At 43.3% G+C, this 25,002-nt stretch carries 21 protein-coding genes and 2 pseudogenes; 17 read left to right on the top strand and 6 right to left on the bottom strand.

Features of this window, described 5'->3' with window-relative positions; translation table 11 throughout:
* The first annotated feature begins 24 nt into the window (after positions 1-24).
* From VN24_RS06520 to VN24_RS06480, 9 genes and pseudogenes are all read left to right on the top strand, one after another.
* Positions 25-315: a hypothetical protein gene (locus VN24_RS06520; RefSeq protein WP_045669734.1), complete on the top strand. Its 291-nt coding sequence runs from the start codon at positions 25-27 to the stop codon at positions 313-315.
* 163 nt (positions 316-478) lie between these two features.
* Positions 479-1,750, top strand: coding sequence for a DEAD/DEAH box helicase (locus VN24_RS06515; protein ID WP_045669733.1), 1,272 nt, complete (start codon positions 479-481; stop codon positions 1,748-1,750).
* Between the two features lie 87 nt (positions 1,751-1,837).
* Positions 1,838-3,173, top strand: a pseudogene (gene rlmD / locus VN24_RS06510) (23S rRNA (uracil(1939)-C(5))-methyltransferase RlmD); the annotation flags it as partial.
* Positions 3,174-4,055: 882 nt separating this feature from the next.
* A complete protein-coding gene (locus tag VN24_RS06505; protein ID WP_045669732.1) occupies positions 4,056-5,372 on the top strand; it encodes a DNA cytosine methyltransferase in 1,317 nt (438 codons plus the stop codon).
* An 80-nt stretch (positions 5,373-5,452) separates the two neighbouring features.
* Positions 5,453-7,117 (top strand): ATP-binding protein, encoded by a 1,665-nt coding sequence (locus tag VN24_RS06500; RefSeq protein ID WP_045669731.1) that lies wholly within the window; start codon positions 5,453-5,455, stop codon positions 7,115-7,117.
* Positions 7,118-7,133: 16 nt separating this feature from the next.
* A complete protein-coding gene (locus VN24_RS06495) occupies positions 7,134-9,299 on the top strand; it encodes a Z1 domain-containing protein (protein WP_045669730.1) in 2,166 nt (721 codons plus the stop codon).
* A gap of 18 nt (positions 9,300-9,317) precedes the next feature.
* Entirely contained in the window at positions 9,318-10,298 is a 981-nt protein-coding gene (locus VN24_RS06490) for a PD-(D/E)XK motif protein (RefSeq protein WP_045669729.1), read from the top strand.
* Complete coding sequence (locus VN24_RS06485; protein WP_045669728.1) at positions 10,291-10,593, top strand: hypothetical protein; 303 nt, start codon at positions 10,291-10,293, stop codon at positions 10,591-10,593. Before VN24_RS06490 ends, VN24_RS06485 begins: the two co-directional genes overlap by 8 nt.
* Positions 10,594-11,002: 409 nt before the next feature.
* Positions 11,003-13,063: an AIPR family protein gene (locus VN24_RS06480; protein WP_045669727.1), complete on the top strand. Its 2,061-nt coding sequence runs from the start codon at positions 11,003-11,005 to the stop codon at positions 13,061-13,063.
* A gap of 473 nt (positions 13,064-13,536) precedes the next feature.
* On the opposite strand, the gene VN24_RS06475 is transcribed toward VN24_RS06480, so the two are convergent.
* The 3 genes from VN24_RS06475 to VN24_RS06465 are packed head-to-tail and all read right to left on the bottom strand — an operon-like array spanning position 13,537 to position 15,728.
* The gene (locus tag VN24_RS06475; protein WP_052702819.1) at positions 13,537-14,190 is read right to left on the bottom strand and encodes a ferric reductase-like transmembrane domain-containing protein; all 654 of its coding nucleotides are present in this window, start codon (positions 14,188-14,190) and stop codon (positions 13,537-13,539) included.
* Positions 14,171-15,295 carry an FAD:protein FMN transferase gene (locus tag VN24_RS06470; RefSeq protein ID WP_045669726.1) on the bottom strand — a complete coding sequence of 375 codons (1,125 nt, stop codon included), beginning with the start codon at positions 15,293-15,295 and terminating at the stop codon, positions 14,171-14,173. The genes VN24_RS06475 and VN24_RS06470 overlap by 20 nt, the downstream gene beginning before the upstream one ends.
* A gap of 28 nt (positions 15,296-15,323) precedes the next feature.
* Positions 15,324-15,728 carry a hypothetical protein gene (locus tag VN24_RS06465; RefSeq protein WP_045669725.1) on the bottom strand — a complete coding sequence of 135 codons (405 nt, stop codon included), beginning with the start codon at positions 15,726-15,728 and terminating at the stop codon, positions 15,324-15,326.
* Between the two features lie 303 nt (positions 15,729-16,031).
* Between VN24_RS06465 and VN24_RS06460 the strand changes: the two genes are divergently transcribed.
* The 6 genes from VN24_RS06460 to trxA all read left to right on the top strand — a co-directional run bounded on the left by VN24_RS06460 (position 16,032) and on the right by trxA (position 20,500).
* Positions 16,032-16,361 (top strand): nucleotide pyrophosphohydrolase, encoded by a 330-nt coding sequence (locus VN24_RS06460; protein WP_045669724.1) that lies wholly within the window; start codon positions 16,032-16,034, stop codon positions 16,359-16,361.
* Positions 16,362-16,374: 13 nt separating this feature from the next.
* Positions 16,375-18,231, top strand: a complete 1,857-nt coding sequence (locus VN24_RS06455) for a DUF2075 domain-containing protein (RefSeq protein ID WP_045669723.1) — start codon at positions 16,375-16,377, stop codon at positions 18,229-18,231.
* Positions 18,232-18,300: 69 nt separating this feature from the next.
* The gene (locus VN24_RS27645) at positions 18,301-18,447 is read left to right on the top strand and encodes a hypothetical protein (protein WP_158453654.1); all 147 of its coding nucleotides are present in this window, start codon (positions 18,301-18,303) and stop codon (positions 18,445-18,447) included.
* Between the two features lie 63 nt (positions 18,448-18,510).
* A complete protein-coding gene (locus VN24_RS06450) occupies positions 18,511-18,765 on the top strand; it encodes a hypothetical protein (RefSeq protein ID WP_148505203.1) in 255 nt (84 codons plus the stop codon).
* A 252-nt stretch (positions 18,766-19,017) separates the two neighbouring features.
* Positions 19,018-19,707: a hypothetical protein gene (locus VN24_RS06445; RefSeq protein WP_045669721.1), complete on the top strand. Its 690-nt coding sequence runs from the start codon at positions 19,018-19,020 to the stop codon at positions 19,705-19,707.
* Positions 19,708-20,185: 478 nt separating this feature from the next.
* Positions 20,186-20,500 (top strand): thioredoxin, encoded by a 315-nt coding sequence (trxA, locus tag VN24_RS06440; protein ID WP_045673041.1) that lies wholly within the window; start codon positions 20,186-20,188, stop codon positions 20,498-20,500.
* Between the two features lie 37 nt (positions 20,501-20,537).
* Here trxA and VN24_RS06435 read toward each other — a convergent pair whose 3' ends face one another.
* Together VN24_RS06435 and VN24_RS06430 are read right to left on the bottom strand one after the other, a co-directional pair.
* A complete protein-coding gene (locus VN24_RS06435; protein WP_045669720.1) occupies positions 20,538-20,909 on the bottom strand; it encodes a MerR family transcriptional regulator in 372 nt (123 codons plus the stop codon).
* A 153-nt stretch (positions 20,910-21,062) separates the two neighbouring features.
* A complete protein-coding gene (locus VN24_RS06430; RefSeq protein ID WP_045669719.1) occupies positions 21,063-22,094 on the bottom strand; it encodes an aldo/keto reductase in 1,032 nt (343 codons plus the stop codon).
* Between the two features lie 103 nt (positions 22,095-22,197).
* Here VN24_RS06430 and sigZ point away from each other — a divergent pair, with 103 nt between their 5' ends.
* Entirely contained in the window at positions 22,198-22,752 is a 555-nt protein-coding gene (gene sigZ, locus VN24_RS06425; protein ID WP_238590844.1) for an RNA polymerase sigma factor SigZ, read from the top strand.
* Between the two features lie 41 nt (positions 22,753-22,793).
* A pseudogene (locus tag VN24_RS06420) lies at positions 22,794-23,861 on the top strand (IS110 family RNA-guided transposase); the annotation flags it as partial.
* A 374-nt stretch (positions 23,862-24,235) separates the two neighbouring features.
* Here the strand turns inward: VN24_RS06420 and VN24_RS06415 are convergent.
* Complete coding sequence (locus tag VN24_RS06415; RefSeq protein ID WP_045669718.1) at positions 24,236-24,979, bottom strand: SDR family oxidoreductase; 744 nt, start codon at positions 24,977-24,979, stop codon at positions 24,236-24,238.
* Between the last annotated feature and the right edge of the window lie 23 nt (positions 24,980-25,002).

Genomic DNA, 25,002 nt, shown 5'->3' with positions numbered 1-25,002 from the left:
GGTATTCTGAGAAAGCATAAACCAATGTCATTTGACGAACTGCTGAAGGACTTGCAAGGCGAGAAAACGGTTCAAGAAGATCCGAATCATGTTTCATTCGATGAGTTGTTTAATGAATTGTTCATGAGTAAGCATTCCAGCTTTAAAAGCTTTGAAGCGTTTTTAGAAAAAGGCAGCTTTCAAGTCAAGACACAAGAAGATATCAATAACATACCGGACGAATTTTTGGATCGCCATGTTGCAAGAGAGACGGATTTTGCGGATTGGAAATCCATGCTGGATACCGCGACGAAGGAATATGCCGGTAAAAAATAAGCACCAGAATGAAGCTTCGTACATCCGTGGAGCGGGTAAAATCCCGCTTCTTTTTTTGCGCCGATTTGTGCTCATCTTATGTGTTATGATGTAAAGGAACGCTTTGTGAAGACGTTACAAGAGAAGTTACGCAATGAAGAATATAGATGTATAAGGAGAAAAAATGACATTTCAAGATTTAAATCTTATACCCGCGGTTTTAAAAGCTTTAAGTAAAGAGAACTATACGACGCCGACACCCATTCAGGAACAGGCGATCCCGGCTGTGTTAGCCGGCAGAGATTTATTTGGCTGCGCTCAAACGGGAACAGGGAAGACGGCCGCATTTGCCGTACCGATTGTCCAACTATTAAGCGAACAGCAGATCAGACCCAACACACAACGCCGTATTCGCTCCTTGATTTTATCCCCGACAAGAGAACTTGCTCTTCAGATTTCGGATAACATTCAAGCGTATAGTCAATACACCCATTTGCGTAGCTTGGCTATTGTTGGCGGCGTTTCACAAAAAGTACAGGAGCGGTCGCTTGATCAAGGTGCGGATATTGTTATTGCGACTCCTGGCAGACTCATCGATTTGATGAATCAAAAGCGAATCGATTTACAATACGTCAAAATATTAGTACTGGACGAAGCCGACAGAATGCTGGATATGGGCTTTATCAACGATGTGAAGAAAATCATCACAAAAATGCCCAGCAAAAGACAAACGCTTTTCTTCTCGGCAACTATGCCACCCGAAATATCCAAAATGGTTAAATCGCTGCTCGTTAATCCAGTGAAGGTGGAAATTACGCCGGTATCATCTACTGTGGATCGAATCAAGCAATCGGTTTATAAGGTAGATAAGGAGAACAAGCAAAAGCAATTGAATCACCTCTTACAAGATAAATCCATTGCTTCGGCAATGGTTTTTACCCGTACCAAGCATGGCGCCGACCGTGTTGTGCGCGAACTGACCAAAGCGAAAATTTCCGCTCAGGCCATCCATGGAAACAAATCTCAAAATGCCCGACAGACGGCATTAAGCAATTTCAGGAGCGGCGTGACGCGCGTGTTGGTCGCGACGGATATCGCAGCAAGAGGGATTGATATCGAGGAACTTTCTCATGTGATTAATTTCAATCTCCCTAATATTCCGGAAACATACGTTCATCGAATTGGCCGTACCGGCAGAGCAGGACAGAGCGGGACCGCGATCTCCTTTTGCGAATTTGACGAAATTCCGTATCTCAAAGATATTGAGAAACTGATCGGAAAGACCATTCCCGAAGTGAAAGACCATCCCTATCCGATGCTGAATACCACTCAGCCTTTAAAGGCGGAAGGCTCATCGACATCTGCAGCAGTGTTAAAACCAGCCAAATCCAAGGCAAATTCGATGCCCAAGCCCAAGTCACAGTGGTTGAGAAAAGGAAGTAAAACAAGCAGATAATGTTAAAATTCAGAGACTGATTTTCCTTATCAGCCTTCATTCGGGAACGGTTGGGATCTCAAGGATGTATGAAGGATAAGGGGGAGGCGCGTGGACGGCCTTACCCTTTTTGTGCAGGGAGCGCTGCAAGGGGAGCTAGTCAACGTCAAGTGCTCGAGGTGAAAAAGCAGTACGGCTAAGCCCAGCAGCTCGAGCTGTTGCAGACCAGTCCCGACCGCGTCGACGCGCCGTGCCCGATCTACAAGCAGTGCGGCGGCTGCCAGCTGCAGCATATGGACTACGGTGCCACCTTCCGGCCAGCTTGCTTCGGATTTTTCTGCATCCGGCTCGTCCGAGCAGCGTTCCTCCGTTATCGTCCATCCGACCATCAGCATGAAGAACCCTTGGTGCTACCGCAATAAGGCGCAGGGGCCGATCAGCATGGCGATGGCATCGCTGGAAGGCGGCGCAGGCCGCGGCCTGATCGGCGGCTTCTACGCGCGCGGCAGGCACCGCATCATCGACATGGACGAGTGCCTGATCCAGCATGAGCAGAACGACGAAGGCCGCCTCCAAAGAGATCGGAAAGCGGTGCGGTTACCACCTACGACGAAGAAAGCGGTCGTGACCTGCTGCGCCATGTCGTCGTGCGGACCGGTTTTATCAGCGGCGAAATCATCAACGGCAGGAAGATTCCGCAGGCTGACCAGTGGATCGAAGGCATCCGCGAAGCCATTCCGGGTGTTAGCAGCATCGTACAGAACATCAACACCCGCACAACCAACGTCACTTTCGGCGATGAAACGCGCACACTGTGGGGCAGCGACGTCATTTACAACAAGCTGGACGGCATCCGCTTTGCGATCTCGGCGCGGTCGTTTTATCAGGTGAACCCGGCGCAGACATTGGAGTTGTACCGCAAAGCGGTGGAGTATGCAGGGCTGACGGGCACTGAGAACGTCATTGACGCCTACTGCGGCATAGAAACGATTTCGCTATTCCTTGCCCGCAAGGTAGGACAGTGTACGGCGTCGAGATTGTGCCGGAGGTGGTTGAGGACGCGAAGCGCAATGCGGAGCTGAACGAAATCACCAATGCTTCGTTCGAGGCGGGCCCGGCAGAAGTTGTCATTCCACGCTGGCGCGAGGAAGGCATCGTAGCCGACGTCATAGTAGTCGACCCGCCACGAAAAGGCTGCGATCCTGCGCTCCTGGACACGATTCTGGTGATGAAGCCAGAGCGGGTAGTGTATGTGTCGTATAATCCGTCGATACTGGCGAGGGATTTGCGAGTACTTGAAGACGGCGGATACCGGACGGTTGAGGTTCAGCCGGTGGATATGTTCCCGCATACGGTGCATGTGGAGTGTGTATTATGGATGGAATGGATGGGCGAGCCTAAATATGCTTCGCCCCTTTTTTTGGTTGGTTTTGAAGGAAACTGATTTCGATTGGACCGTCTTGGTGAACGTCCACACTGTCAATGATACTGTGAATCATAACTCATAAGACTTCCTCGTTGTTTACATTTAACGCGGAGAAGCTCATTAACTCAAACTTAAACGCCGATACTTGCGACACTGAATTGTATTCGTCGACGGTTTCCGTTTGAAGTTTTCCTCTAGTTCTTAGATACGTTCTTCACTGCCACTGAACAGGTATTAGGTTCTTCCTCACAAGCCTTATTCGCGATGATGGCTTTGGAGAAACCATCCATTCACTCTCGTCAATCTTATGCCGCTTCTTATAACTAAGTAGCTTGTCTAGTGATGATTAGAAAAAATCAAACGAATTTTTAAATAATTACATTTATTGCAGTTCTTTTGTTGGTAGAAGAACGATTAATTATGTTAAAAATAGAAAATCAAGTGAGCAGTAGGTCATGTGGACAAAAAATATTTGGGATTAATCCCCCCCCCCCCCCCCCCCCCGACTTAACCTTATCGTATCAGGGTGACGCACCATTGTGTTCTATATAAAATTAATTTGATTGAACTTGTATAATTCTATAAAATAGATACATACGAACTTGAGTTCGGATAAGGGTCACATTCACGGATTGCGACTTTTGTTGCATTAAATAATCTGCTTAGTTCTAAAATATAAAGTTGTATAAATAAGCATTTTACTTTCGTATTCAAATTGCGAATCATTTTTTGATACAGGAATTTGAAGGAAAATGTAGAACTATATAATTATCCTGAGACTTCGGTTAGGACTTTAGGTCTATCTTTAATGATAATTTTTATAATAATACGGAGAGGTTAGCTGCTTTCCATGAGCAACTCTTAAATATCAATGAAAATTTTAAACAGCGGGGGATCTGAATGAAATTTATAGATTTGTTTGCTGGTCTGGGAGGGTTTAATCTTGCTCTTTCTTGGGCTGGCCATGAATGTGTGTTTGCTTCAGAGATTGATGAGGGTTTAAGAAAGCTTTACTTAAAGAACCACGGTATAATGCCTCGTGGAGACATTAAAGCTATAAAGGCAAAGGATGTCCCTGAACATGATATTTTATGCGGGGGATTTCCTTGTCAACCATTCTCCAAAGCCGGTGAGCAGAATGGTTTTAAGGATGAAAAATCAGGTGATCTTTTCTATCATATTGTTAAGATACTCAGATTGCGTAGACCTACTTATATCATGCTTGAAAATGTGGCTAACTTTGAACGGCATGATGAAGGTAGGACTTGGAGAATAGCCAAAAAAATATTAATTGAACTAGGCTATGAAGTAGATATAAGGAAACTATCTCCGCATTGGTTTGGAATACCCCAGATACGCGAACGGGTTTTTATAGTCGGTAGTAGAAAGGGACTCTCACATTTTAAGTGGCCTGAAAAACTAACGGTGGAGCATGATATTTCTATAAAATCTGTGCTTGATAAATTACCTACGGATGCCAGGCAGTTGCCGGAACATGTGAATAAATGTATTGCTGCATGGCAGCAATTTTTAAATATTTACCCTGAAGAGAGGAATCTTCCCTCTTTTCCAATTTGGTCAATGGAATTTGGTGCTACGTATCCTTATGAGGAGGAAACCCCATGGAAAATGGGTTCTGAAAAGCTTAGAGGATATTTGGGTTCTCATGGCAGATCTCTGGAAAATCTAACCAAAGAGGAACTTTTTTTAACTCTTCCTTCTTACGCAAGAACAAAGGAGGATAGATTTCCTGATTGGAAAATTCGTTTTATTAAACAAAACCGTCAACTTTATGAAGATAATAAAGAATGGATTGATGAATGGTTACCTTCTATTTTGGATCTTCCTTCCAGCTTCCAAAAGTTTGAATGGAATTGTAAAGGTGCAGAGAGAAATCTAACAAATTTGGTTTTACAATGCAGAGCATCAGGACTTAGGGCTAAAAGACCGACGACTTCACCTTCTCTGGTTGCAATGACTGCGACTCAGGTTCCTATTATTACTTGGGAAAATAGATATATGACTCCAAGAGAGTGCGCGCGACTTCAAAGCATGGATAGTTTGAAGTGCTTGCCAGAAGGTCTTACGTCTGCATATAAGGCATTAGGTAATGCGTTAAATGTTGAGGTGGTCCATAGAATCATCCAATCTTTGATCATGGAAGAAAGTATTAATAATCAAGAGCTTAATTTCAGACAAGAGATGCAAATAGTTTAAGTATAGCTAAGTTATTAATATTTTAGTGCAGTTAGCAAACTAGATAAAATTGTTGGAGAACCGGATTTGATGGTTATGAAATGAGAGTTCTGAAAATATCCAATTATTTATTTGTTGGAATAATTATTTTTGGGGGAAATGTAGAGAAGGGAGCTTTTATGGCAAAGATTAATATTCGCCCCACAAGTGCTGTGTATGCTACATATAAGCGCTTAAGTTACCAGCCTTGGACAGCGATTGCAGAATTTCTGGACAACTCGACGCAAAGTTATTTTGACCATAGAGAAGAATTATTAGAATTACCTGATTTCAAAAAGCTGAATATTGATATTATATATGAAAGTAATTCGGATGGAAACGACACTCTCACAATCACTGATTCTGCATATGGAATGGAATGGGAAGATTTTGAGAGAGCTATTATTTTGGATAAGGTGCCTAAGAATAGAGAGGGACGCAATGAATTTGGAATGGGATTAAAAACTGCAGCATGTTGGTTTGGCAAGAAATGGAGTGTTACTTCTACTCAATTGGGATCTAATTTTGCATATAGTGCAACTGTCGATGTGGAAAAACTGAAGAACGATAAGGACGATGAAATAGATGCTGACATTTTTGAGGCAAATCCTTTTGAGCATTACACAATTATAAAAATTGAATGTTTAAATAAAAAATTAACCGCTTCTCGAACCGTATGGAAGATTAAGGAACTTTTGAGTAATATATATAGGCAAGATCTTAGAAGCGGGGAAGTTATTATTAGATATAATGGAACGGAACTAACTTATAGCGATCCTGCTATTTATGAGGAAGAACTGGCCGATGGTAGTGTTGAACGATGGAAAAGGGATGTTAAATTCTCCGTTAATCACGAAGGAAAAGAGCTAACTGTTCAGGGGTTTATTGCAATAAGAATCCCTGCTAGTGTAAGAGATGCCGGGTTTACTCTTATTAGGAGAGGCAGAGTAATTGTCGGAGGACCTGAAAAAAACTATCGGCCAACAGAGCTTTTTGGCGATTCAAATTCATATACATATCAAAGGCTTTTTGGTGAGCTTTATATGGATAATTGGCCTGTTACGCAGGCGAAAGATGATTTTGATTGGCATACAAGTGGTCTGGAAGAGCAATTTATCGAAAAATTATTGGTATTTTCAAAACCATTTCGTGCAAAAGCAGAACAAATACGAGTGCGTCAACGTGTAAAGACTGCAGATGTCATTGGAAAAGTAGTAGATGGATTACAAAAAGCGGATGTGATACAAGGAGTTAGTATAATACCTGTCGCTGGGGCTAGTAGTGAACCATCTTCACATTATGTTCCTCAACTTGCACCTGACATGAATAAAACACAAAATGTCGCGCTTGGTAATATTGTTGATGAAAGCGCAATTGACACAGGACTTATATTAAGTGGGCCATCAAGTTACCAAACTAATTTTGAATACATGAAAGTTAAATATACTTTTTTTGTTGAGTTTGAAACTTTAAATCCTTTATCACCTTGGGTAACTTTATCCAAGTCAGTAGATGAAGTATATAAAATTAAGTTAAATATGAAGCATGCTTTTTTTAAACCTTTTATTGATAATAAAGAATTCAGTGTAGTTATGACAAAATTGGTAATTGCAATAATTCTTGCGGAAGTAGAGGCTCTTAAAATATCTTATGATGGGCGAATTGAAGCTAGTTCAATTAGAAATAAAATGAATAAAATTCTGGCAGATCTCGCATTGCAATCATAGGAAGGAGATCGGAGTAATGGATAAAACTATTGAAATGAAAGTTAAGAACAATAGTAATAGTTGGCCGATTATTTCTGACGGTTTCTTTCGCATGAAAATGACTGAGCAATTGACTAAGGACGATATCCCGAGGGATGCTGTTGATAAAATTTTTCAAAATTCAATAAATATTCTTTCGAATTGTCCGAACCCTAAGGATGAGAATCCTAACTCAAAAACGGGGATCATAATTGGAAAAGTACAGAGTGGGAAAACTTCAAATTTTATCTCTTTAATGGCTCTTGCCTTTGATAACGATTACGATATTATTGTTGTATTAGGTGGTACAAAAAATATTCTTCTTGGTCAAAATGTAGCGCGAATACGCTCATATTTTAGTAACATTGAGATGGATAAAATGGTTATTCTAGCTACAAACCAAAATGAGTCCATACTTAATCCTACTGCGATTAAACAATTTATTCAGGAAAAAAGAAAAGTAGTAATTGTAGGACTAAAAGGTAAGGTTAGGATAAATACAATTGCAGGCATTTTTTCAGATCCTATATTATGTAATGTACCAACTTTAGTGATTGATGATGAAGGCGATCAAGCAACACTTAATACACAAGCGTCTCGTAACTCTATGAGTGCTACATATGAAGCGGCGGTTACATTAAAGGCAAGGTTGCAAAGACATTGTTTTTTGTCTATTACTGCAACTCCCCAAGCTAACATTTTAATTAAAACTTGTGATCAATTGTCTCCTGATTTTGGTTCTTTGGTATATCCAGGTGATGATTATTGTGGGCTTGATGAATTCCACGGAGAAATTCAAGACACTTATATCAAATTAATTCCGGATAATGAACCAAGCATTTTGGAAGATGTGGGTCTTCCTTTGTCTTTTTATAAGGCTTTAGCCGCTTTTTTTATTGGTGGAGCAATCAGAGTTTATCGTGGAGATAATCGTAATCATGCAATGTTGATTCATCCGAGTCAGAGGAAGTATGATCATCAAATCGTGTTAAGAAAAGTAAACAGTGTATTGAATGAGTGGAGAGAACATGCTCGCGCTAAGCTTGATGGCATAGAGGATATATCTTATCAAAATCTTTCAACTCATTTAGAAAAAGCGTATGTTGACTTCCAAAATGACGGAGTAATTCTTCCGAGTTTTAGTGAACTAGAGAATTATATATTAGAGTGTATTGGAATGTGTCCAGACGCGCATCTCTGCAATGGTGATGAAGATGCGAGTGAAAACTCAAGATTTTACAGGGTTAATATTTTTGTTGGGGGTAATTTAGTAGAACGAGGTTTGACAATCAAAGGCTTAGCAGTAACTTATATAATTCGCCGAGCCCGTGGAGTATCCAATGTAGATAACACGGAACAAAGGGCACGGTGGTTTGGATATAAGCGGAGTTTCTTAGATGTGTGTAGAGTATTCACAACACAACCGATTAAAGATGATTTTTCTTCCATTTTAGAGCACGATGATGATCTCTGGGCTACTATTGAACGTGCAGAACTCAGAGGAGCTCATTTTAAAGAAATTCCGAGGGTATTTGTTCTTGCTAACAAAATGCTTAACATGACAAGAAGAAATGTTGCAAGAGCTGAACGTTTTAGTTTTTCGGAATGGAACAAGCAAGATATCCTTCTATTGAACCGTTTGAGTGTAGATAGTAATAGTGCATATATCAGCGCTTTTAGAGATAGGCACCATGATCTCATTGAAATATTAGATTATCATGGTGTGAATAAACATGCATTCATAAAAGGCTTGGATTTTTTTGAATTGAAAAGAACTTTACTGGATCACTTGGTTTTTCCAAAAACGAGTGTGTTGGATCAAACTTTTTTTAATAAAATAGAAGAGGCACTTATAAAAAGCGATATTAATCCCGTGGTGGATATTCTTTGGATAAGAGATACAGCTCACGAAACACGTACTATTAGTAGTTCTGGGAAAATAAATCAGTTATTTCAAGGCCGAAACTCCAATCAAGGGAGTAAAACCTATTATCCTGGAGATAGCAATATGGTAACTATTGAGAGAAGTGATGTCATGCAGTTACAAATTCACTTTATAAAGCCTAAGAATTTTCCGGAAATAAATTATTACAGCCCTGCAATTGCCCTTTATGTACCTGTAGCGTATTCCGAACAAATGGAGCGTCTTGTAGGACAAATATAAGAGTTTGGAGGGAATGATATGAATTCTGAATATATTTTGAGCCAAATAAAAGCACTTCAAACTTCCCCTAAAAATGACAAATTTGTTTTGTTTGATATCGCTGATCTTTCACAAACCATTTATTACGGTGTAGATAATGATAAAAACCCTGTTTTTGTAATAGAATCCCTTAATCCTAAAATGAATTCTCAGTTACAAAGTACAAGGAAATTATTTTTTAGCTCAAATACTAAATGTGAAATGATAATTAATGGAGTATTTTTAGAAAAAACCGTTCATATTCTCACGTGTTTAAGTAGCCAACCTGAGGAACAGCTGGCATTTGTACGATTAACAGAATCCTTTTCAAAGCATCTAGTATCAAGCAACCCATACATGCTTAACGAACTTTTTTCCGCTCTTGTCAATCTTTTCGCTCAAGGTGGGAAAGTTGCCGATACTGAATTGCAAGGTTTGTTTGCAGAACTATATGTCATTAAATACTTTATGGAGCTTGGAGTAAATATTAGTTCTTATTGGCAGAAGCAGAATAAAATGAACTTTGATTTTACAATCAATCGTATAAAACGAATAGAAGTTAAATCTACAATACAAAGCATTAGAATTCATCATTTTAAGCATGAACAGCTGTTGTCTGAACTGTATGATATTATGATAGTTTCTTGTCTTCTGCGAAAAGACGATGCTGGATTATCGTTATTTAAATTAATTCAAGGGGTCAGAACAATTGCTGCCGAGGACTATAGAACGCTGTTATATATTGAACAGTTAATTAAAAATATTCCTGAAGAAATCCTTCATGAATTAAAATATGATGAAACATATTTTGAAAATAACATTCGATTTTTTCCTGCTTCAAGTGTTCCAAAATTTAATGTGGTTCAACCAGATGGTGTAACTCAAACAGAATATAATTCAAATTTGAGTACATCAGCACATATTCCTCTCAACTCTCTAATAGAATGGCTTAATGAAAAGGAGGAGGAAGTGATTGTTTAAAACGTACGACCTCTTTGATCATCGTAATCTTGAAGATTTGATCCCAGAAATCATATACTATTACTTATTTCAAGGACTTAGTTTAACACAAATTGAAGTAAAATTGTTTAAGACGGAGAGCTATAAAGGCTGGCTAAGTAAAACATTTTTAAATTATTACAGCATTGACACTGAAGGAGAAAATAAAGGAATTTTTGAAGGAAAAACTATACCAGAAGTGGTAGAGGGATTATATAGAAGTTCCAATGTTGCTCATGTGGGAGTAGCAAAGCTACTAAAAAGTAAATATCTATAGAAAAAAACCTCCTAGCTAAGCATAACAAAAACAAAGAAGAGAGTAGGTCAACTTCAACAATACCCGAATCAATATGTGCTGAAGGCAAGGAATGCTTTTAAAAAAGAAGGGGAACTGTCTCCCCTTCAGAGTTACTTCTTATAGGAATCCTTTCCGTACTTATCGTACGGTTCTTGAGATGTAAGCGCAACGAAACTAAACGACGTGTTCCTTTAGCTGTGACTTTGTTTTGTTCCCATTTATCTAATGTCCTTCATCTCCTTTTTATTTTTCAATTAACTTAGCTACTTTTCTCTAGTGAATCAATGGGTTGATACAAATTTGATGACCTTTAATAGATTGATTCCTAATTTAAACTAAGGCAAAACCTATTAAGATTAATACTATATAGAATAGGCAGGAAATTTTTATGGATTTAATAACAGGGAGATATTTTGAGAAATTTTTAACTGAGTTTGGGATAAGTGGCGGACTATCGGAGAGAAATTTTGAGAAGTTTATTAATTATTCAGTTCTTTTTCCAAAAAATATTTCGAATTTTAATCTTTCATCAGTATCTACTGGAGATGGTGGGGACTGTGCGATTGATGGCCTAGCTATAGTTCTCAATAATAAGTATATTTCTACACTTGGCGAGCTTGAAGATATCCTGGGATCTGGAATGGAGTTTTCGGTGGAAATGTATTTTATTCAATCCAAGACTTCAGATAAGTTTGAAGGGAAAGAAATGCTTCAATTCGGCAATGGAGTGCTCGATGTTTTTAAAATTGGTGATGGTGTAACTAAAGTTAGAAATGAGAAAATTAAAGAGAAATGCAAAATGATTCAGATGTTGCTTGACAATTATGATTCATTTAGTTCGACTCCCAGATGTTATCTATATTATGTTACGACGGGGATATGGGCTGATGATTTGAATCTATTGAGTGATAAAGAAAAGATAATTTCTGATATTAAACAATTAGAATTATTTGAAGAAAATATTGAGTTCTATACTTATGGATCAAAGGAAATTAGAAAACAATATGAATTAACAAAATTACAAAATAGCGCGACTTTTGAGCTAAAAGAAAAAATTGAGTTACCATATATGGATGGTGTTAAGGAGTCTTATTTGGCCATTTTGCCTGTAAAAGAATATCTGAAGTTAATAGGTGATGAACAAAACAAGATCACAAAAGGTATTTTTGAACTTAATGTGCGAGATTTTAATGGTATTCAAAATAATCGTGTTAATCAGGAAATAATTAATACAATTAATTCTGATAATAAAAACTATTTTGGGTTAATGAATAATGGCATTACAATCGTTGGAAAATCTTTAAGTAAGGGAAAAGGATTGTATACAATTAAAAACTTCTATGTAGTGAATGGTTGTCAAACCTCAAATATACTTCACTTAAGTTCAGAACAACTGGACAACAGTATGTGGGTTGCTGTGAAGATAGTAATTACTGATAACGATACAATTATTAAAAATATTGTAAAGGCAACGAATAATCAAACTGAGGTGCAAGAAATTCAGCTACTCTCTATGACTGAATACCAAGAATTATTGGAAAGTTATTTTATTAGTTATGGTGGATCATATAATCTATACTATGAAAGAAGATCAGGTCAGTACAACTATAATGGAAATATTGACAAATCGAAAATTGTGAATCCTGAAATGCAAATGCGGGCTTTTGCATCTGTTTTTTTGGATTCTCCACATAGAGCAAGTAGATTTTACGGTAGCTTAAAAGATGACATTGAAAAAGATGATGGTAAGGATATCAGTAAGGGAATTTTTGTGACTGGGCAACAGCCAATCATTTATTACACATCTGCTTTACTTTTGCATATTATAGATAACTATTTTAATAATGACAAAATAGAAGATAAATATTCAAAGTTCAGATATCATTTATTATATATTATTTCGAAAATTGTATGGAAGGATGAAAGACGCCCACAATTAAACTCGAAAAAAATAGAAGATTATTGTAATATGTTAATAAATACAATTGTAGATAAAGAGCAGTTTGATATGTTGCTTCAGAAAGCTTTGACTATTATAGACAAAGTTATAATCAACCTTGATGATCAAGAAGCTAATAAATCTGCTAGTGTAGTTAATTCATTACTTATGTATATAGAACTAGGAGTAACGAATCAACAGCTCAAATTAACAGTTTCATTTTTAAATGGAATGGACGATCTTTTAGCTCCATTTTTTAATATGAAAATAGATGGGGATTTAAGATATAACTTCATCGATAGACTAGATGATCTCATTAGACGGCTTCGAAATTATCACGTTAAAGCTCGTGTTGAAGAATTAGAGGAAATACGTGAATCTGTTGATATTGAATCAAGAGATAGCAGAAGAGATTATGCTACAGATGTATATCAAAAAATCTATGGAATGTGTAAACGATTCAGAACCACAATAGAGCAGTCAAAGAAATATACGAAACAGCAAGCCTAACCTTGGGTTTTCTTGGTCACAATTCTGGTCACATTATTTCTTTTCCGACAGCTGCGGCGCATTCGAACGCAGAAAAATAAAACTAAAAAGCCTTGTTTCACAAGGTGGTCAAGACCCCATTTAGCGGACAATTTAGAAAAGCCCTACCTAGCAAGCTGGCAACGGTATTTACCGGGGTCAGCTTGTTTAATTTTCTTTGTGGACGACAGTGGTTATAAATACGGATGTAATGCTCAAATATCACACTCGAGTGCCCCCACTGCAATTCCCCTTTAGTCCAAACATCAAGCTCCGGCATTGATTTTTTGTTTTGGAGGAAAGACATAAGATCGTATACAGAGCGGCAAGTGATTAAATATCGGGAATGACGGATACATTTTATACAGTATTACACATTTAGTCAGCTACAAGAAGGGATTACAAATACGATACGAACAACTTTATTCCAGCATATGGTGTAATACAGCTAGACTCTATTTTAACGTGTCCCGGGAGGACGGATGCATGTCCTGAAATCTCTTACTGAGCGCACGGGTGTTGCCGGGCGAGATGATTTCAGGCTGCAAGGGAGTTTTTGCTGCGGCGGTTTTTTTAGCGGGTTTTATGGCGGCGCGAACCGCCGTCAGTCCAAGCACAAGCAGGATTGCTGCCAAGTACATGATACGGATACCCGGCAGCTTGCTGTCCGTACCCATAAAGAACCCGTGGATCGTCGACATGATGAATATGGGGTAGGAGAGCATATGCAGCGCAAGCCATACTTTGCGCTTCAGCTTGTTGCGCAGGTCGGTCGTCAGAATCACGGTCAGCATCGCATATGCGCTTAACGTGCCGAGTCCGCTCAGCACCGGCTCGTAATGGGCGGTAAACGGGATCAGAAGCTCGCTCCACGTGTAGGGTACATAAGCGTCGATGACGGTGAAAACGCCATGCAGCAGTCCGAGCGCCATGCCGGAAATGGTGGTGAAGGAGTGGGCTTTGTAAAGAGACACTTTCGTCTTTTTGGACCAGAGCGGCAGACTATACGACATGCCGAGCACAATGCCGACCGTTAGTAGGACATATGTAGCAATCCCCGCGATCCGTATAATTAGCCAGGTTGGAAGATCAACGAAAAACGAAATCATTGGGATTCACCTCCGGATAATGTGGGTTAAAATGATTTTTCGGGTAGACGCGGTCGACCGTTACATCGCGCCATGCGGCGCCTAGCGATGATGGATCTCCAAAGAACAGCGTTCTGCGGTCTTTGGTGAAGAGCAGTGCTTCGCAATCCGGGTCGGCCTTTGCAGTCAGCAGGGACAGCCCGCGCTTGCTGCCGGCGATGCAGATCGTTTTCGCCCAGATCTCGCACTCCGTTGCATTTCGTCCGGTGACTGTGCACTGCACGACATCGCTGTCGCTTGGCTGCATCGTGGACGGATCGATCAGGTGGTGCATAAGTTTGCCGCCGGACATCCAACTGCGGCCGAGCGTGCCGGACGTCGCCGCCGCGCCCTCTTGCATGACGAAGATTCCCGCCTTCGTCTGGTCCGTCCAAGGGTTCTCGACGGCAATCCGCCAAGCCCGCGCTTCGTACTTTGGGCTTTCCCAGACGCTCAAATCGCCGCCGGCGTTGATCAGTCCGCGCCGGATCCCCTTTTTATCCCGGAAGTAGCCGGCAAGACGCTGCGCGGACCAGCTTTTCACAATGCCGCCCAAATCAATCGTAACCAAAGGCGGCAGCTTGAGCGATTTCATGACCGGGTCGATTTGCATCTCGCGCGGACGGATAGGACTGTGACGGTCGGATGTAAGTGTGTGCTGGTTTGATGTAAGCGTGTGGTGGTCAGATGTAGGCATAGTCCTGCTGCCGAGTTCACCAAGAGGCCGGTTTTTAACAAGGTCGAACGATTCGTCGTAACCGCTTTGAAGCAGGGCGTCCAGCACATAGGGATCGAATACGCCCTCTGTCAGCCGTTTATACGATTCGGCGAGCTGCAGCACCTCCATCATAGCCGCGGAAATCATGCAGCGTTCGCCCGCCCGTTTGTTCAGATAGCTGAGCTCGCTGTCCGGACGGAAGCGGCTGAACCGCTTTTCAGCCTGCGCGAACCAGTCGAACGTCAACTCCTCCAGTTCACAGATTTGCTCCGGCGTACATAGAAGCGAACATTCCACTGTCGTATTCATAGCTTTGAAACGAAACGAATGAAGCGATTCCTCTCGAACTGATGCTACAACGTTCTCCATCATGCAGCCCTCCTCTCGTTAATGCGCGTTACGAACGGCCTGTGCTCGAGTCGAAGCCGGAGCCGCCTCCTGACGATCCGCCGCCGAAAGAGCCGCTACCAGACGAACCATCATCGAACGAACCGCCGCTGCCGGACGAACTGCCGCTTTGGCCGTTGTTATCGAATTGTCCGCCGTCTTGGCCTTGAAAATTCCCTCTGCGATGATGGCGGAAGCCCGTACCGTCATCCGGATTCGGGCGCTGGTTCGACCACTCGTCGATGACAAGGTCTTGCTGCTGCTGCGCGGAATCGGTCGTGCTTGTTTTGGACGATGCCGCATCGGCCGTCTTCGCTTCGAACAGCACGCTGGTCCTCACCGTTTGAAAAATAGCCGTAATTCCGATCATAAAAGCCCCGCCGATTTTCCATTTGAGCCATTTATTTTTTTTCATGGAGTTCGCTCCTCCTTAAGGTTTTGCGCAGCAAAACTACTTCGTAAGCATAAGCTTTTGGTGATGAAGTGCTATGGATCCATTATAGGAAACGATACTGAACCCAGCTTAAAAGTGGGCTGAAAGTCGGCTGAAAGTTGACTGAAAGTTATCTGAATAAAGGAAACGATGATTCCTTAATCGAATAGTATTTACATAACTTTCTAACAAACGGGTCGGAACTGTATCCCCACAAGCTTCTACAATCGCTTCTACCTGATTGAGGTGGAAGATGCCTGACATTGTACATATTAGGAGGTCCTGATGAACCAACTGCTGCTAGATATTATTCGCTTCCGCGATGAACGCAATTGGAAGCAATATCACAACCCGAAGGACCTTGCCATCTCCATAAGCCTGGAAGCAGCCGAGCTGCTGGAGCATTTTCAATGGTCGGATTGGCAGGAAGCGGCGCAGGACAAACGCGATGACATCGCGGATGAGCTGGCAGATGTTCTGATCTATTGTTTTACGATGGCGGATCAAATGGGGTTTGATCTCGAAACAATTATCCGCAGCAAGATGGAGAAGAATGCCCGGAAGTACCCGATCGATAAGGCATTCGGCAAAAAAGACAAATACGATACGTTATAGGAACGGTGACATTATGATCGTGTACAGCAGCTCTGTCGCAGAGTTTAAGGAAGCGGTGGACGACAACAAAATCGCCGCAAATATCGAAGCTTCTTATATCGAAAAACTAGGCAAGCGTCCGACGGTATCGGAGTGGCGGGCGTGGAACAATTCGATGCAGTTTATGGAACGGGTCATCCGAAACTCGAAGGTTGCTGATGACTGCGGCGTCATGATCGAATATAACATTCCCTCGACGAGCAAACGAATCGATTTTGTTATTGCCGGAAAGGACGACAATCAGGACGATCATTTTATTATCGTAGAGCTGAAGCAGTGGCAAGAGGCGTTGGCTACCGATAAAGAGGACGTCGTTCTTTCAAGCATTAACGGCTCCTTGCGAGAGACGACGCATCCTTCCTATCAAGCCTGGTCATACCGCCAGTTCATGTACGATATGAATGCGGCGGTTTATTCGCGTGGAGTTAAAGGACACTCCGTCGCCTTCCTGCATAATTACAAGGAGAAGAATCCGGAACCGCTAAAGGCAGAGCAGTATCGTAAAACCGTTCAAGAAGCACCGCTATTTTTCTCGCATGAAATGAGGCAGCTGCAAACCTTTTTGTACAAGTATGTGGGCCAGGGCAAGGGAATGGAGCTTCTCTACGAAATCGAGAACGGCAAAATCGTCCCCTCCAAATCGTTGATCGATCATGTTCATGCTCTGTTCGAAGGGCATTCGGATTTTGTGCTGCTGGATGAGCAGAAGATCGCTTATGAGACGATTATTTCGCTTGCCAAAAAACAGGATACGAAGAAGACGATCATCATTAAGGGCGGCCCCGGTACTGGAAAATCAGTCATCTCTATGAACGCGCTTGGCGGATTGCTTCGCAGCAAGCTGAATACTAAATTCGTCGCTCCCAATGCTTCATTCCGGAATGTCATGGTGGAGATGCTGACGAAGCAAAGCTCCAAATCGAAGATGCGCACGAAAAGCCTTTTTATGGGTTCCGGCAGCTTTGTCGATTCTCAGGAAGATGAGTTTGACGTGCTGATCGTGGACGAAGCCCACCGGCTGAAGGGCAAAGGTACATACATGTACAAAGGGGTTAATCAGATCGACGATATTATCAAAAGCTCGAAGGTTAACGTCTTTTTCATCGACGACAACCAGAGAATCCGGCCCAATGATATCGGCTCGCTTGACGAGATTAAGCGCATTGCGGCTGAGCGTCATTCTTTGGTCTATGAGTATTCGTTAACGTCACAGTTTCGATGCTCGGGCGCTGACGGCTTTTTAAACTGGATTGACGATGTGCTGCGCATTCGGGAGACGGCCAATTATAGCGGATGGGATCGGGAAACGTTTGATTTTCGGATATATGAATCTCCTCACGAGGTTTATGAGGCTACCCAAGAGAAGCAGGCGAGTGGCTGTAAAGCGAGAATGGTGGCAGGATTTGCATGGCCATGGACGGATAAAGGAAACGCCAATGGCGAAGTGGACGATGTCATTATCGAGGAGCATGACTTCCGGATGCCTTGGAACGGACGTGCCATACAGGGTGCTTGGGCGATTCATCCCGATGGGGTCCATCAAGTCGGCTGCGTACATACGACACAGGGGCTGGAATTCGACTATGTCGGCGTCATTATTGGTAACGATCTGAAGTATAACCCGGAGACGGATGAAATTGTTGCGGATTACAATGAGTATAAAGATACGACCGGGAAAAAAGGGATGAAAAACAACAACCAGGAGCTGACCCGTCTGATCAAGAACATCTACAAAGTGCTGATGACGCGGGGCATGAAGGGCTGTTATGTTTTTTGCAGGGATAAGGAGCTGCGGGATTACTTGCTTACCCGACTAGGCAAAGCTATTTAAGAGCTTAAATTGAAACTGTAACGGGTATGTTATAATTGATATAAAATGTACGACATTGGAGGGATAAAGATGATCCCCAAAAAAATCGATAACCAAGCTCAAGAGGATCATTACTCGATTGATGATTTTTTGGAAGCGGCTGGGACATTATCGCCTGAACGAGGCAAGGAACTTCTAGATGAAGTAAAAAGATCTCGTAAGGAATGGGATTCATGAGCAACAATATTTCTCTTATCGCAATTTCGGATCAAAGAGCTATTTCCATTATTGTTAAGGATCATGAGCCTTCCAGGCGAGCATGCCGCCCGTCTGTCTGAGAAATACAGCGAAGAAGTCAAACGGATCTATGCGGATCAGATCTATAACGCTGCCAGTGCATCTTCCAACCGCAAAAAGTATCAGCGCGTATGCGGCATGCTGAAGCGTTACAAAAAAATTGCCGGCAAAGCGAGCCAGAATGAGATCGTTCTTCAATTAGAAAACCAATACAACAGGCGTCCCGCGTTTCTGGATGAATTGGCGAAGGTCCAATAAACCACTATAAGCCCATACCGATTCGGCTTCGGCAAACCCGAAAATGTGAATCGGTCCCCATACGGCTTGTTTACGGGTCGCGGTAAATATATTTCCCGTCGGGAGCATAGATGCCGAGATGTAATGAGTTGATTTATTTTGACGTGCGCTTTAAACTTCAGAGTAGAGTAGCCTCTTGTATGACGGGCTTCGACTCGTTGTATATTCCTATTTTGCAGGCGATCCTGAAATAGTTTTTTGAGGAGGGCTCCTATGCTATTTGATTCGTTAATGGAATATGTGCGTGAAGAAACGTACGGAACAATGAAACTAAATTTGGATAACATGATCAAGCTTGCAGAGTATAACCCGTTTATAATCCAATCCAAGAAAGACCCAAGCCATGTGATGTTCCAATTCCATCCCGATTCTTATACTGCTCCCATTCTCAAAGAAGGTAATATACTACACATAGATTTTACTCGGTTAAGGCCAATCGAGAAGCAAGACATCGAACAACTATTCACCATGTACAATAACCGAATCTATACCCTATATGCATTTGCTTTTATGTTCGACTATGAAGAAAAAGGATTGATTTTATTACGGGCACAACAGCTGCCCACTCCCCCAACGTTTAACCGCAAACAGACGAATGAATTGCTGGAAGAGGCTTTAAAGCTGGAAGCAGAAGGCTCATACTTTGCTTTCTCGAGCATTTTTCACCCATCTCAATTGATAGATATAGTTTATGATAATCAAAAAATTTCGACTGCTGTAGGCGGCCATTCGACTGTGACGATCATCCCCGTAGAAAAAAAATGGAGAATACAACTTCGTAAAAACAAAAAGGAACCAGAAGACGATTTCGGAATCTTGCGGAGGTTGCTCAAAGTGTGTAAAGAAGAGGCGGAATATCTGGAGAGTTACTTCCATAAAAACGGTCTCCAGATTAAAAGTTGATTGAATTCATAACGTGTACCCTGCACAATTCTTCAAGCCTTTAATCGATGAGAAATATGCGGAATTTCAATGGCTCGAATTACATTGTTTGATGTACGCGGAGAAAAATGTGAAGCCGGTTTTCAGCGTCATAATGGGCAGTGGATAACACTGTATGAAGGAAATATCTCTGGCTGCCTGACTTTCATTGAAGTACACGATGTATGGTTTCGATAGTATTAAATCAAGCCACTTCATTTAGAAGTGGTTTTTTGTTTTGATGGATGACGCCAAGGGGAGATGAATCCCTGAAGGTTAAAATGAAAAAATCTCTTGACCCTGACACCAGTGTCAGGGGGTATGATTACACCACACGGAAACATGACGAATAGATGATGCATGATAAGGAGGTGACCTGCGATGAGTTCTGTTTTATTCGAGAAGCAGCTGCTTCAGAAATGGCGGTCGGCGAAAACATTTTAAGGAAGGTGTGTGTATGATGGCTATTTCAGACGTAACGGACGCAAGCTTCAAAGACGTTGTTGAATCCGCTCAGACGGTACTCGTCGACTTCTGGGCGAACTGGTGCCCGCCTTGCAAAATGATCGCGCCGGTTCTTGAAGAGTTAGATATCGAAATACCGGGCTTGAAGATCGTCAAGTTGAATGTGGATGATGATCCGATAACCCCCGGCAGCTTCAACGTGATGAGCCTTCCGACGCTTATCGTGTTCAAGAACGGTCAGGCAGTGGATAGAATCGTCGGCTTCAAGTCTAAAAACCAGTTGCAGACTCTTGTTAGCCGATATCTATAGAATTGCGCAGAAGCATGATATCGTACATGCTTATGGATCAAGCCTCCTGTTCGTCGATTTGTCGTTCGTTCAAGATCGAGTGGATGCGGTCCTCCAAATTCGATTTGATATTTTGCAGAAGCTGGATCTGATCGTCGATTTCCGCCAGCTTCTGCCGATAAATGGGGAGCACTTCCCGGCAGAATGCTTCTTTGTTCTTCAGGACGCACTGCAAAAACCCGGCGATTTGCTCCGTCGATAGTCCGAGGTCCAAATAAAACTTAATTGTACGCACCTGATCTTCCGCAAGCAGCGAATATTCGCGGTAACCGTTCCCTTGTCGATCGGGAGCGAGCAGACCCTGCTGCTCGTAATAACGCAACGAGCGAATGCTAACCCCGGTACGGGTGGACAGTTCTCCGATTCTCATGCGAAGCAACTCCTTCTCATAGGATACAATTTCATTATAAACCCTGACATCGGTGTAATACTCAAGAGAATTTATATGCATTTCGCGTGCTTGGAGACGGGGGTGAGCGAGCATGCCGGAAGTCGCCTTTGGTTTTTTCCATAAGTCTTATTTTTATCGAGCTATTGCCGAATGTTTCCGAACGATGGAATCGTTATCTTCGAGAAAAGGCCATTTAGGGTACTCGATCGGCAGCCGGCTCACTTCATCCAGGCGGCTTAATTCTGCTTCGGTCAAAAGGATGCCGGATGCGTCCAAATTGTTCGTTAGCTGCTCGGGGCTTCTCGCTCCGACGATAATGCTGGTGACCGTCTGTTGATTCAGCACCCATGCGAGAGCGATCTGGGCCACTGTTGCTTCGCGTTCCGCAGCAATGTCCGAGAGCACATCCACGATCCGAAATGCTTTCTCCTTATCCACGGGAGGAAAAGATGCCTTGTTATGCCGGTCATCTGCGCCCCCTTGATTGTCACGCGTATATTTGCCGGACAAGAAACCGCCCGATAACGGGCTCCAAACGATTAACCCCATCTTCTGATCGTTCAGAACCGGGATCATTTCCCGCTCGATCTCGCGTGCCGCAAGCGAGTAGTAGGATTGGCTGCTCTTGAACGCCTCGAGACCTCGTAATGCCGATATCCCGCGCGCCTTCATGATTTCCCATCCTTGCATGTTGGATGAGCCGATGTAGCGAACTTTGCCGCTGCGTACAAGGTCGTCGAGCGCGCGAAGCGTTTCTTCCCAATCGGTTAGCTGGTCCGGATTGTGAATTTGGTACAGGTCGATATAATCGGTCTCCAGCCGCCTCAGACTTTCTTCCACTTGCCGGATGATATGCAGCCGGGATAAGCCGAGATCATTAGGACCCGGCCCCATGCGAGCTCTCACTTTCGTGGCGATGATCGCTTGGTGCCGTTTCGACTTTAACGTTTTTCCGAGTATCTCTTCGGATTGCCCTTCCGCATAGGCATTAGCCGTATCGAAAAAGTTCACGCCGGCGTCCAGCGCATGATCCACCAACCGCTCCGCTTCCTTTACGCCAAGCGAACCGAATGCGCCCCACATCTCCCCGCCGCCGAACGTCATCGTGCCGAGACCGATTTCCGAAATCATCACTCCTGTGTTACCAAGCAAATTGTACTTCATTGCCTTCTCTCCTTCCGGAATATGGTTTACACTAAAGGGGACGCAGCAAAAAGGAAGCAGACGCAGCAATCTTGAAAACTTTTTGGTCGGAGGAGAGTGAATTGTGTTGAAGGCTGAAACGCTTTGGGAAGCGCACCATGAGCATATCCGAAGATTCGTCGATCATAAAACCCATTTTCATCCCGATGCCGAGGATATTGTCCAAAACGTGTTCATGAAGGCTTTCGCCCGCGTGGACGACGTAAAGGACGATTTGAAAATACGAGCCTGGCTGTACCAAATCGCGCGGAACTGCATCGTTGACCATTACCGGAAACAGAAACGAACCGGGGAACTGCCGGATCAGCTGTGTTTCTCCGATGAATACGAAGAACCGGATCTTACGGAGGAGGCCGTCGCCGGCTTGAAAAATGTCATCCGGCTGTTGCCGGACAAATACAGGGAGGCGCTGGAGCTCTCTGAACTGAGTGAGATGTCCCAGAAGGAACTAAGCGAGCATCTCGGGATCTCTTATTCGGGAGCCAAATCAAGAGTGCAGCGGGGCCGGAAGATGATAAAGGACATGATGACCAGCTGCTGTGCGATTGAAGCGGACCGGTACGGCAATATTATCGACTACCGCGTCATGCAGGAAGAGCCTCGCTTGAAGAGGTCTTAACATTTTCCCCAACATGCAGATTCAAGAGGCAGCCATCTTAATGCACTCATGCTGCTATGGAAAGCACAGGACCATACTGGAAACCGATATACAATCTGTTGGAGCTTGAGGAGATTGAAGCACTTGTTGTGAACGCCCAGCACATCAAGAATGTTCCGGGCCGTAAAACCGACGTTAAAGATGCGGAATGGATTGCAGGACTGCTCCGTCACGGACTATTGAAAGGTAGTTTTATCCCTAACCGCGAGCAACGCGAGCTGAGAGAATTGATCCGGTATCGTCGTAGTCTCATTGAGGAACGCGCCCGAGAAGTCAGCCGCATTCAAAAAGTGCTGGAAGGTGCAAACATAAAGCTTTCCTCGGTTGCCAGCAATGTGCTCGGGAAATCAGGACGCGCCATGATTGAAGCGATGATTGCTGGTGAAACCAATCCTGAGGCTTTATCTGATCTGGCAAAACGGAAGCTGAGAAGCAAAAAAGCGGACTTGAAGCGAGCTTTGAACGGCTTAATGGGACCTCATCAAAAACTGATGCTCGGAGCTCAGCTCCGTCACGTCGATTATTTGGACGAAGAGATTCGCAGGTTGGATGAGGAAATAAAAAAGCGCATGCTCCCTTTTGAGGAAGACCTGGAACTGCTCGACACAATCCCAGGTGTGGCACGAAGAACAGCGGAGACCATTCTAGCCGAAATTGGCTCCAATATGGATCAGTATCCTTCCGCGGCCCATTTATGTTCTTGGGCAGGGCTGTGTCCGGGTCAGAACGAAAGCGCTGGAAAACGATTGTCCGGAAAGACGCGAAAAGGAAACAAGAAGCTCCGAAGTACGCTTGTAGAAGCCGCAAAGGCTGCGGCTAGAACAAAAGAGACGTATTTATCCAGTCAGTATCACCGGATTGCCGCACGCCGAGGAGCCAATCGAGCGACGGTCGCAGTAGCACACAGTATATTGTCTATGGTTTACTATATCCTTAAGCGGAAACAATCCTACATCGAGCTCGGTCCAAACTACTACGAGGAACGAAAACGGGACGTGATCATCAAGCATTCCATAAAGAAACTGGAGTCATTAGGTGTATCAATTACTGTGAATACGGCAGCATCCTGATCGTTATTCAGACCATACGTTGCTAATGCCCCTGGGCATTTTTTGTTTGCCGAAGGGTCACTTTTTTGCTGCCTTTTTTAGGTGTACATTACGGAGCGATATTTTCAGGATAGCGATATTTTCAGGATAGACTGACCCCAATATAATAACCAGCTGCAGCCTTGGACTGAAATAGTCTAGACTGCCGCTGGTTGTTGAACTAACGTTACCCGTTACTTCAATAATGCCTGATACTAAACAGAGATATGACCTTCTTGCTTGAAATGTGTCTTCATTGAAAATGTGATAAATAGGTATACACGAAGGCCCCGACAATAAGGATACCGGGCCTTCGAGGCATGTATACTATGTTTCGTCGAAACGATGTCGCGAAATCAGATGGAACCGCCGTTGGCACGGATCGTCTGCCCGTTAATCCACTGGGACTCGTCGCTCGCTAAGAAAAGAACGACTTTGGTGATGTCCTCTGTTTCCCCTAATCTTCCGAAGGCGTTCATACTGGCATACATCCTAATCTGTTCTTCCGATTTCCCGGCGGTAAACAGTTCCGTGTTCACCGGTCCCGGCGCGATCGCGTTGACCGTAATTTTCTTCGGTCCAAGCTCCTTGGCCAGATGACGCGTAAATTGCTCGACGGCACCTTTCGTCCCCGCATAAAGGCTGTACGTCGGAAGCATCATCCCCACAATGGAAGTGGAGAAATTAATAATGCGGCCGTTCTCGCTCATGACTCGTGCCGCTTGCTGAATCGCGAAGAATGTTCCCTTCACGTTAATTGCGAAGTGCTTGTCGAAATCCTCTTCCGTGATGGAGGTAAGCGGCTTCGTCGCAAGAACACCGGCGTTGTTCACGAGAATGTCCAATCGCCCATAAGCCCGCAGCGTTTCGTCGAACAGCCGTTCCACTTCCGAGACTTTCCCGATATCGGCTTGCACGGCAATCGCTTCGCCGCCACTTTGTCGAATGCCGTTCACGACTTCTTCTGCTTTCGCCGGGCTGCTTGCGTAATTCACAACGACCTTCGCGCCAGCCGAAGCCAACGTTTCGGCAATCTTTTGTCCGATGCCTCGAGACGCCCCTGTTACCAATGCTACTTTCCCTTCCAGCGTTTGAACCATGTTTATCCCATCCTTTTATAATT

Source organism: Paenibacillus beijingensis (assembly GCF_000961095.1).
In the GTDB taxonomy this organism is placed as follows: domain Bacteria; phylum Bacillota; class Bacilli; order Paenibacillales; family Paenibacillaceae; genus Paenibacillus_O; species Paenibacillus_O beijingensis.
This window is presented reverse-complemented; position numbering and strand designations above follow the sequence as displayed.

What these genes read in the sequence shown, in the direction of transcription:
- VN24_RS06520 (WP_045669734.1), top strand. Translation starts at nt 25, where the DNA reads ATGTCATTTGACGAACTGCTGAAGGACTTGCAAGGCGAGAAAACGGTT.
- VN24_RS06515 (WP_045669733.1), top strand. Translation starts at nt 479, where the DNA reads ATGACATTTCAAGATTTAAATCTTATACCCGCGGTTTTAAAAGCTTTA.
- VN24_RS06505 (WP_045669732.1), top strand. Translation starts at nt 4,056, where the DNA reads ATGAAATTTATAGATTTGTTTGCTGGTCTGGGAGGGTTTAATCTTGCT.
- VN24_RS06500 (WP_045669731.1), top strand. Translation starts at nt 5,453, where the DNA reads ATGAGAGTTCTGAAAATATCCAATTATTTATTTGTTGGAATAATTATT.
- VN24_RS06495 (WP_045669730.1), top strand. Translation starts at nt 7,134, where the DNA reads ATGGATAAAACTATTGAAATGAAAGTTAAGAACAATAGTAATAGTTGG.
- VN24_RS06490 (WP_045669729.1), top strand. Translation starts at nt 9,318, where the DNA reads ATGAATTCTGAATATATTTTGAGCCAAATAAAAGCACTTCAAACTTCC.
- VN24_RS06480 (WP_045669727.1), top strand. Translation starts at nt 11,003, where the DNA reads ATGGATTTAATAACAGGGAGATATTTTGAGAAATTTTTAACTGAGTTT.
- VN24_RS06475 (WP_052702819.1), bottom strand. Translation starts at nt 14,190, where the DNA reads ATGATTTCGTTTTTCGTTGATCTTCCAACCTGGCTAATTATACGGATC.
- VN24_RS06470 (WP_045669726.1), bottom strand. Translation starts at nt 15,295, where the DNA reads ATGGAGAACGTTGTAGCATCAGTTCGAGAGGAATCGCTTCATTCGTTT.
- VN24_RS06465 (WP_045669725.1), bottom strand. Translation starts at nt 15,728, where the DNA reads ATGAAAAAAAATAAATGGCTCAAATGGAAAATCGGCGGGGCTTTTATG.
- VN24_RS06460 (WP_045669724.1), top strand. Translation starts at nt 16,032, where the DNA reads ATGAACCAACTGCTGCTAGATATTATTCGCTTCCGCGATGAACGCAAT.
- VN24_RS06455 (WP_045669723.1), top strand. Translation starts at nt 16,375, where the DNA reads ATGATCGTGTACAGCAGCTCTGTCGCAGAGTTTAAGGAAGCGGTGGAC.
- VN24_RS27645 (WP_158453654.1), top strand. Translation starts at nt 18,301, where the DNA reads ATGATCCCCAAAAAAATCGATAACCAAGCTCAAGAGGATCATTACTCG.
- VN24_RS06450 (WP_148505203.1), top strand. Translation starts at nt 18,511, where the DNA reads ATGAGCCTTCCAGGCGAGCATGCCGCCCGTCTGTCTGAGAAATACAGC.
- VN24_RS06445 (WP_045669721.1), top strand. Translation starts at nt 19,018, where the DNA reads ATGCTATTTGATTCGTTAATGGAATATGTGCGTGAAGAAACGTACGGA.
- trxA (WP_045673041.1), top strand. Translation starts at nt 20,186, where the DNA reads ATGGCTATTTCAGACGTAACGGACGCAAGCTTCAAAGACGTTGTTGAA.
- VN24_RS06435 (WP_045669720.1), bottom strand. Translation starts at nt 20,909, where the DNA reads ATGAGAATCGGAGAACTGTCCACCCGTACCGGGGTTAGCATTCGCTCG.
- VN24_RS06430 (WP_045669719.1), bottom strand. Translation starts at nt 22,094, where the DNA reads ATGAAGTACAATTTGCTTGGTAACACAGGAGTGATGATTTCGGAAATC.
- VN24_RS06415 (WP_045669718.1), bottom strand. Translation starts at nt 24,979, where the DNA reads ATGGTTCAAACGCTGGAAGGGAAAGTAGCATTGGTAACAGGGGCGTCT.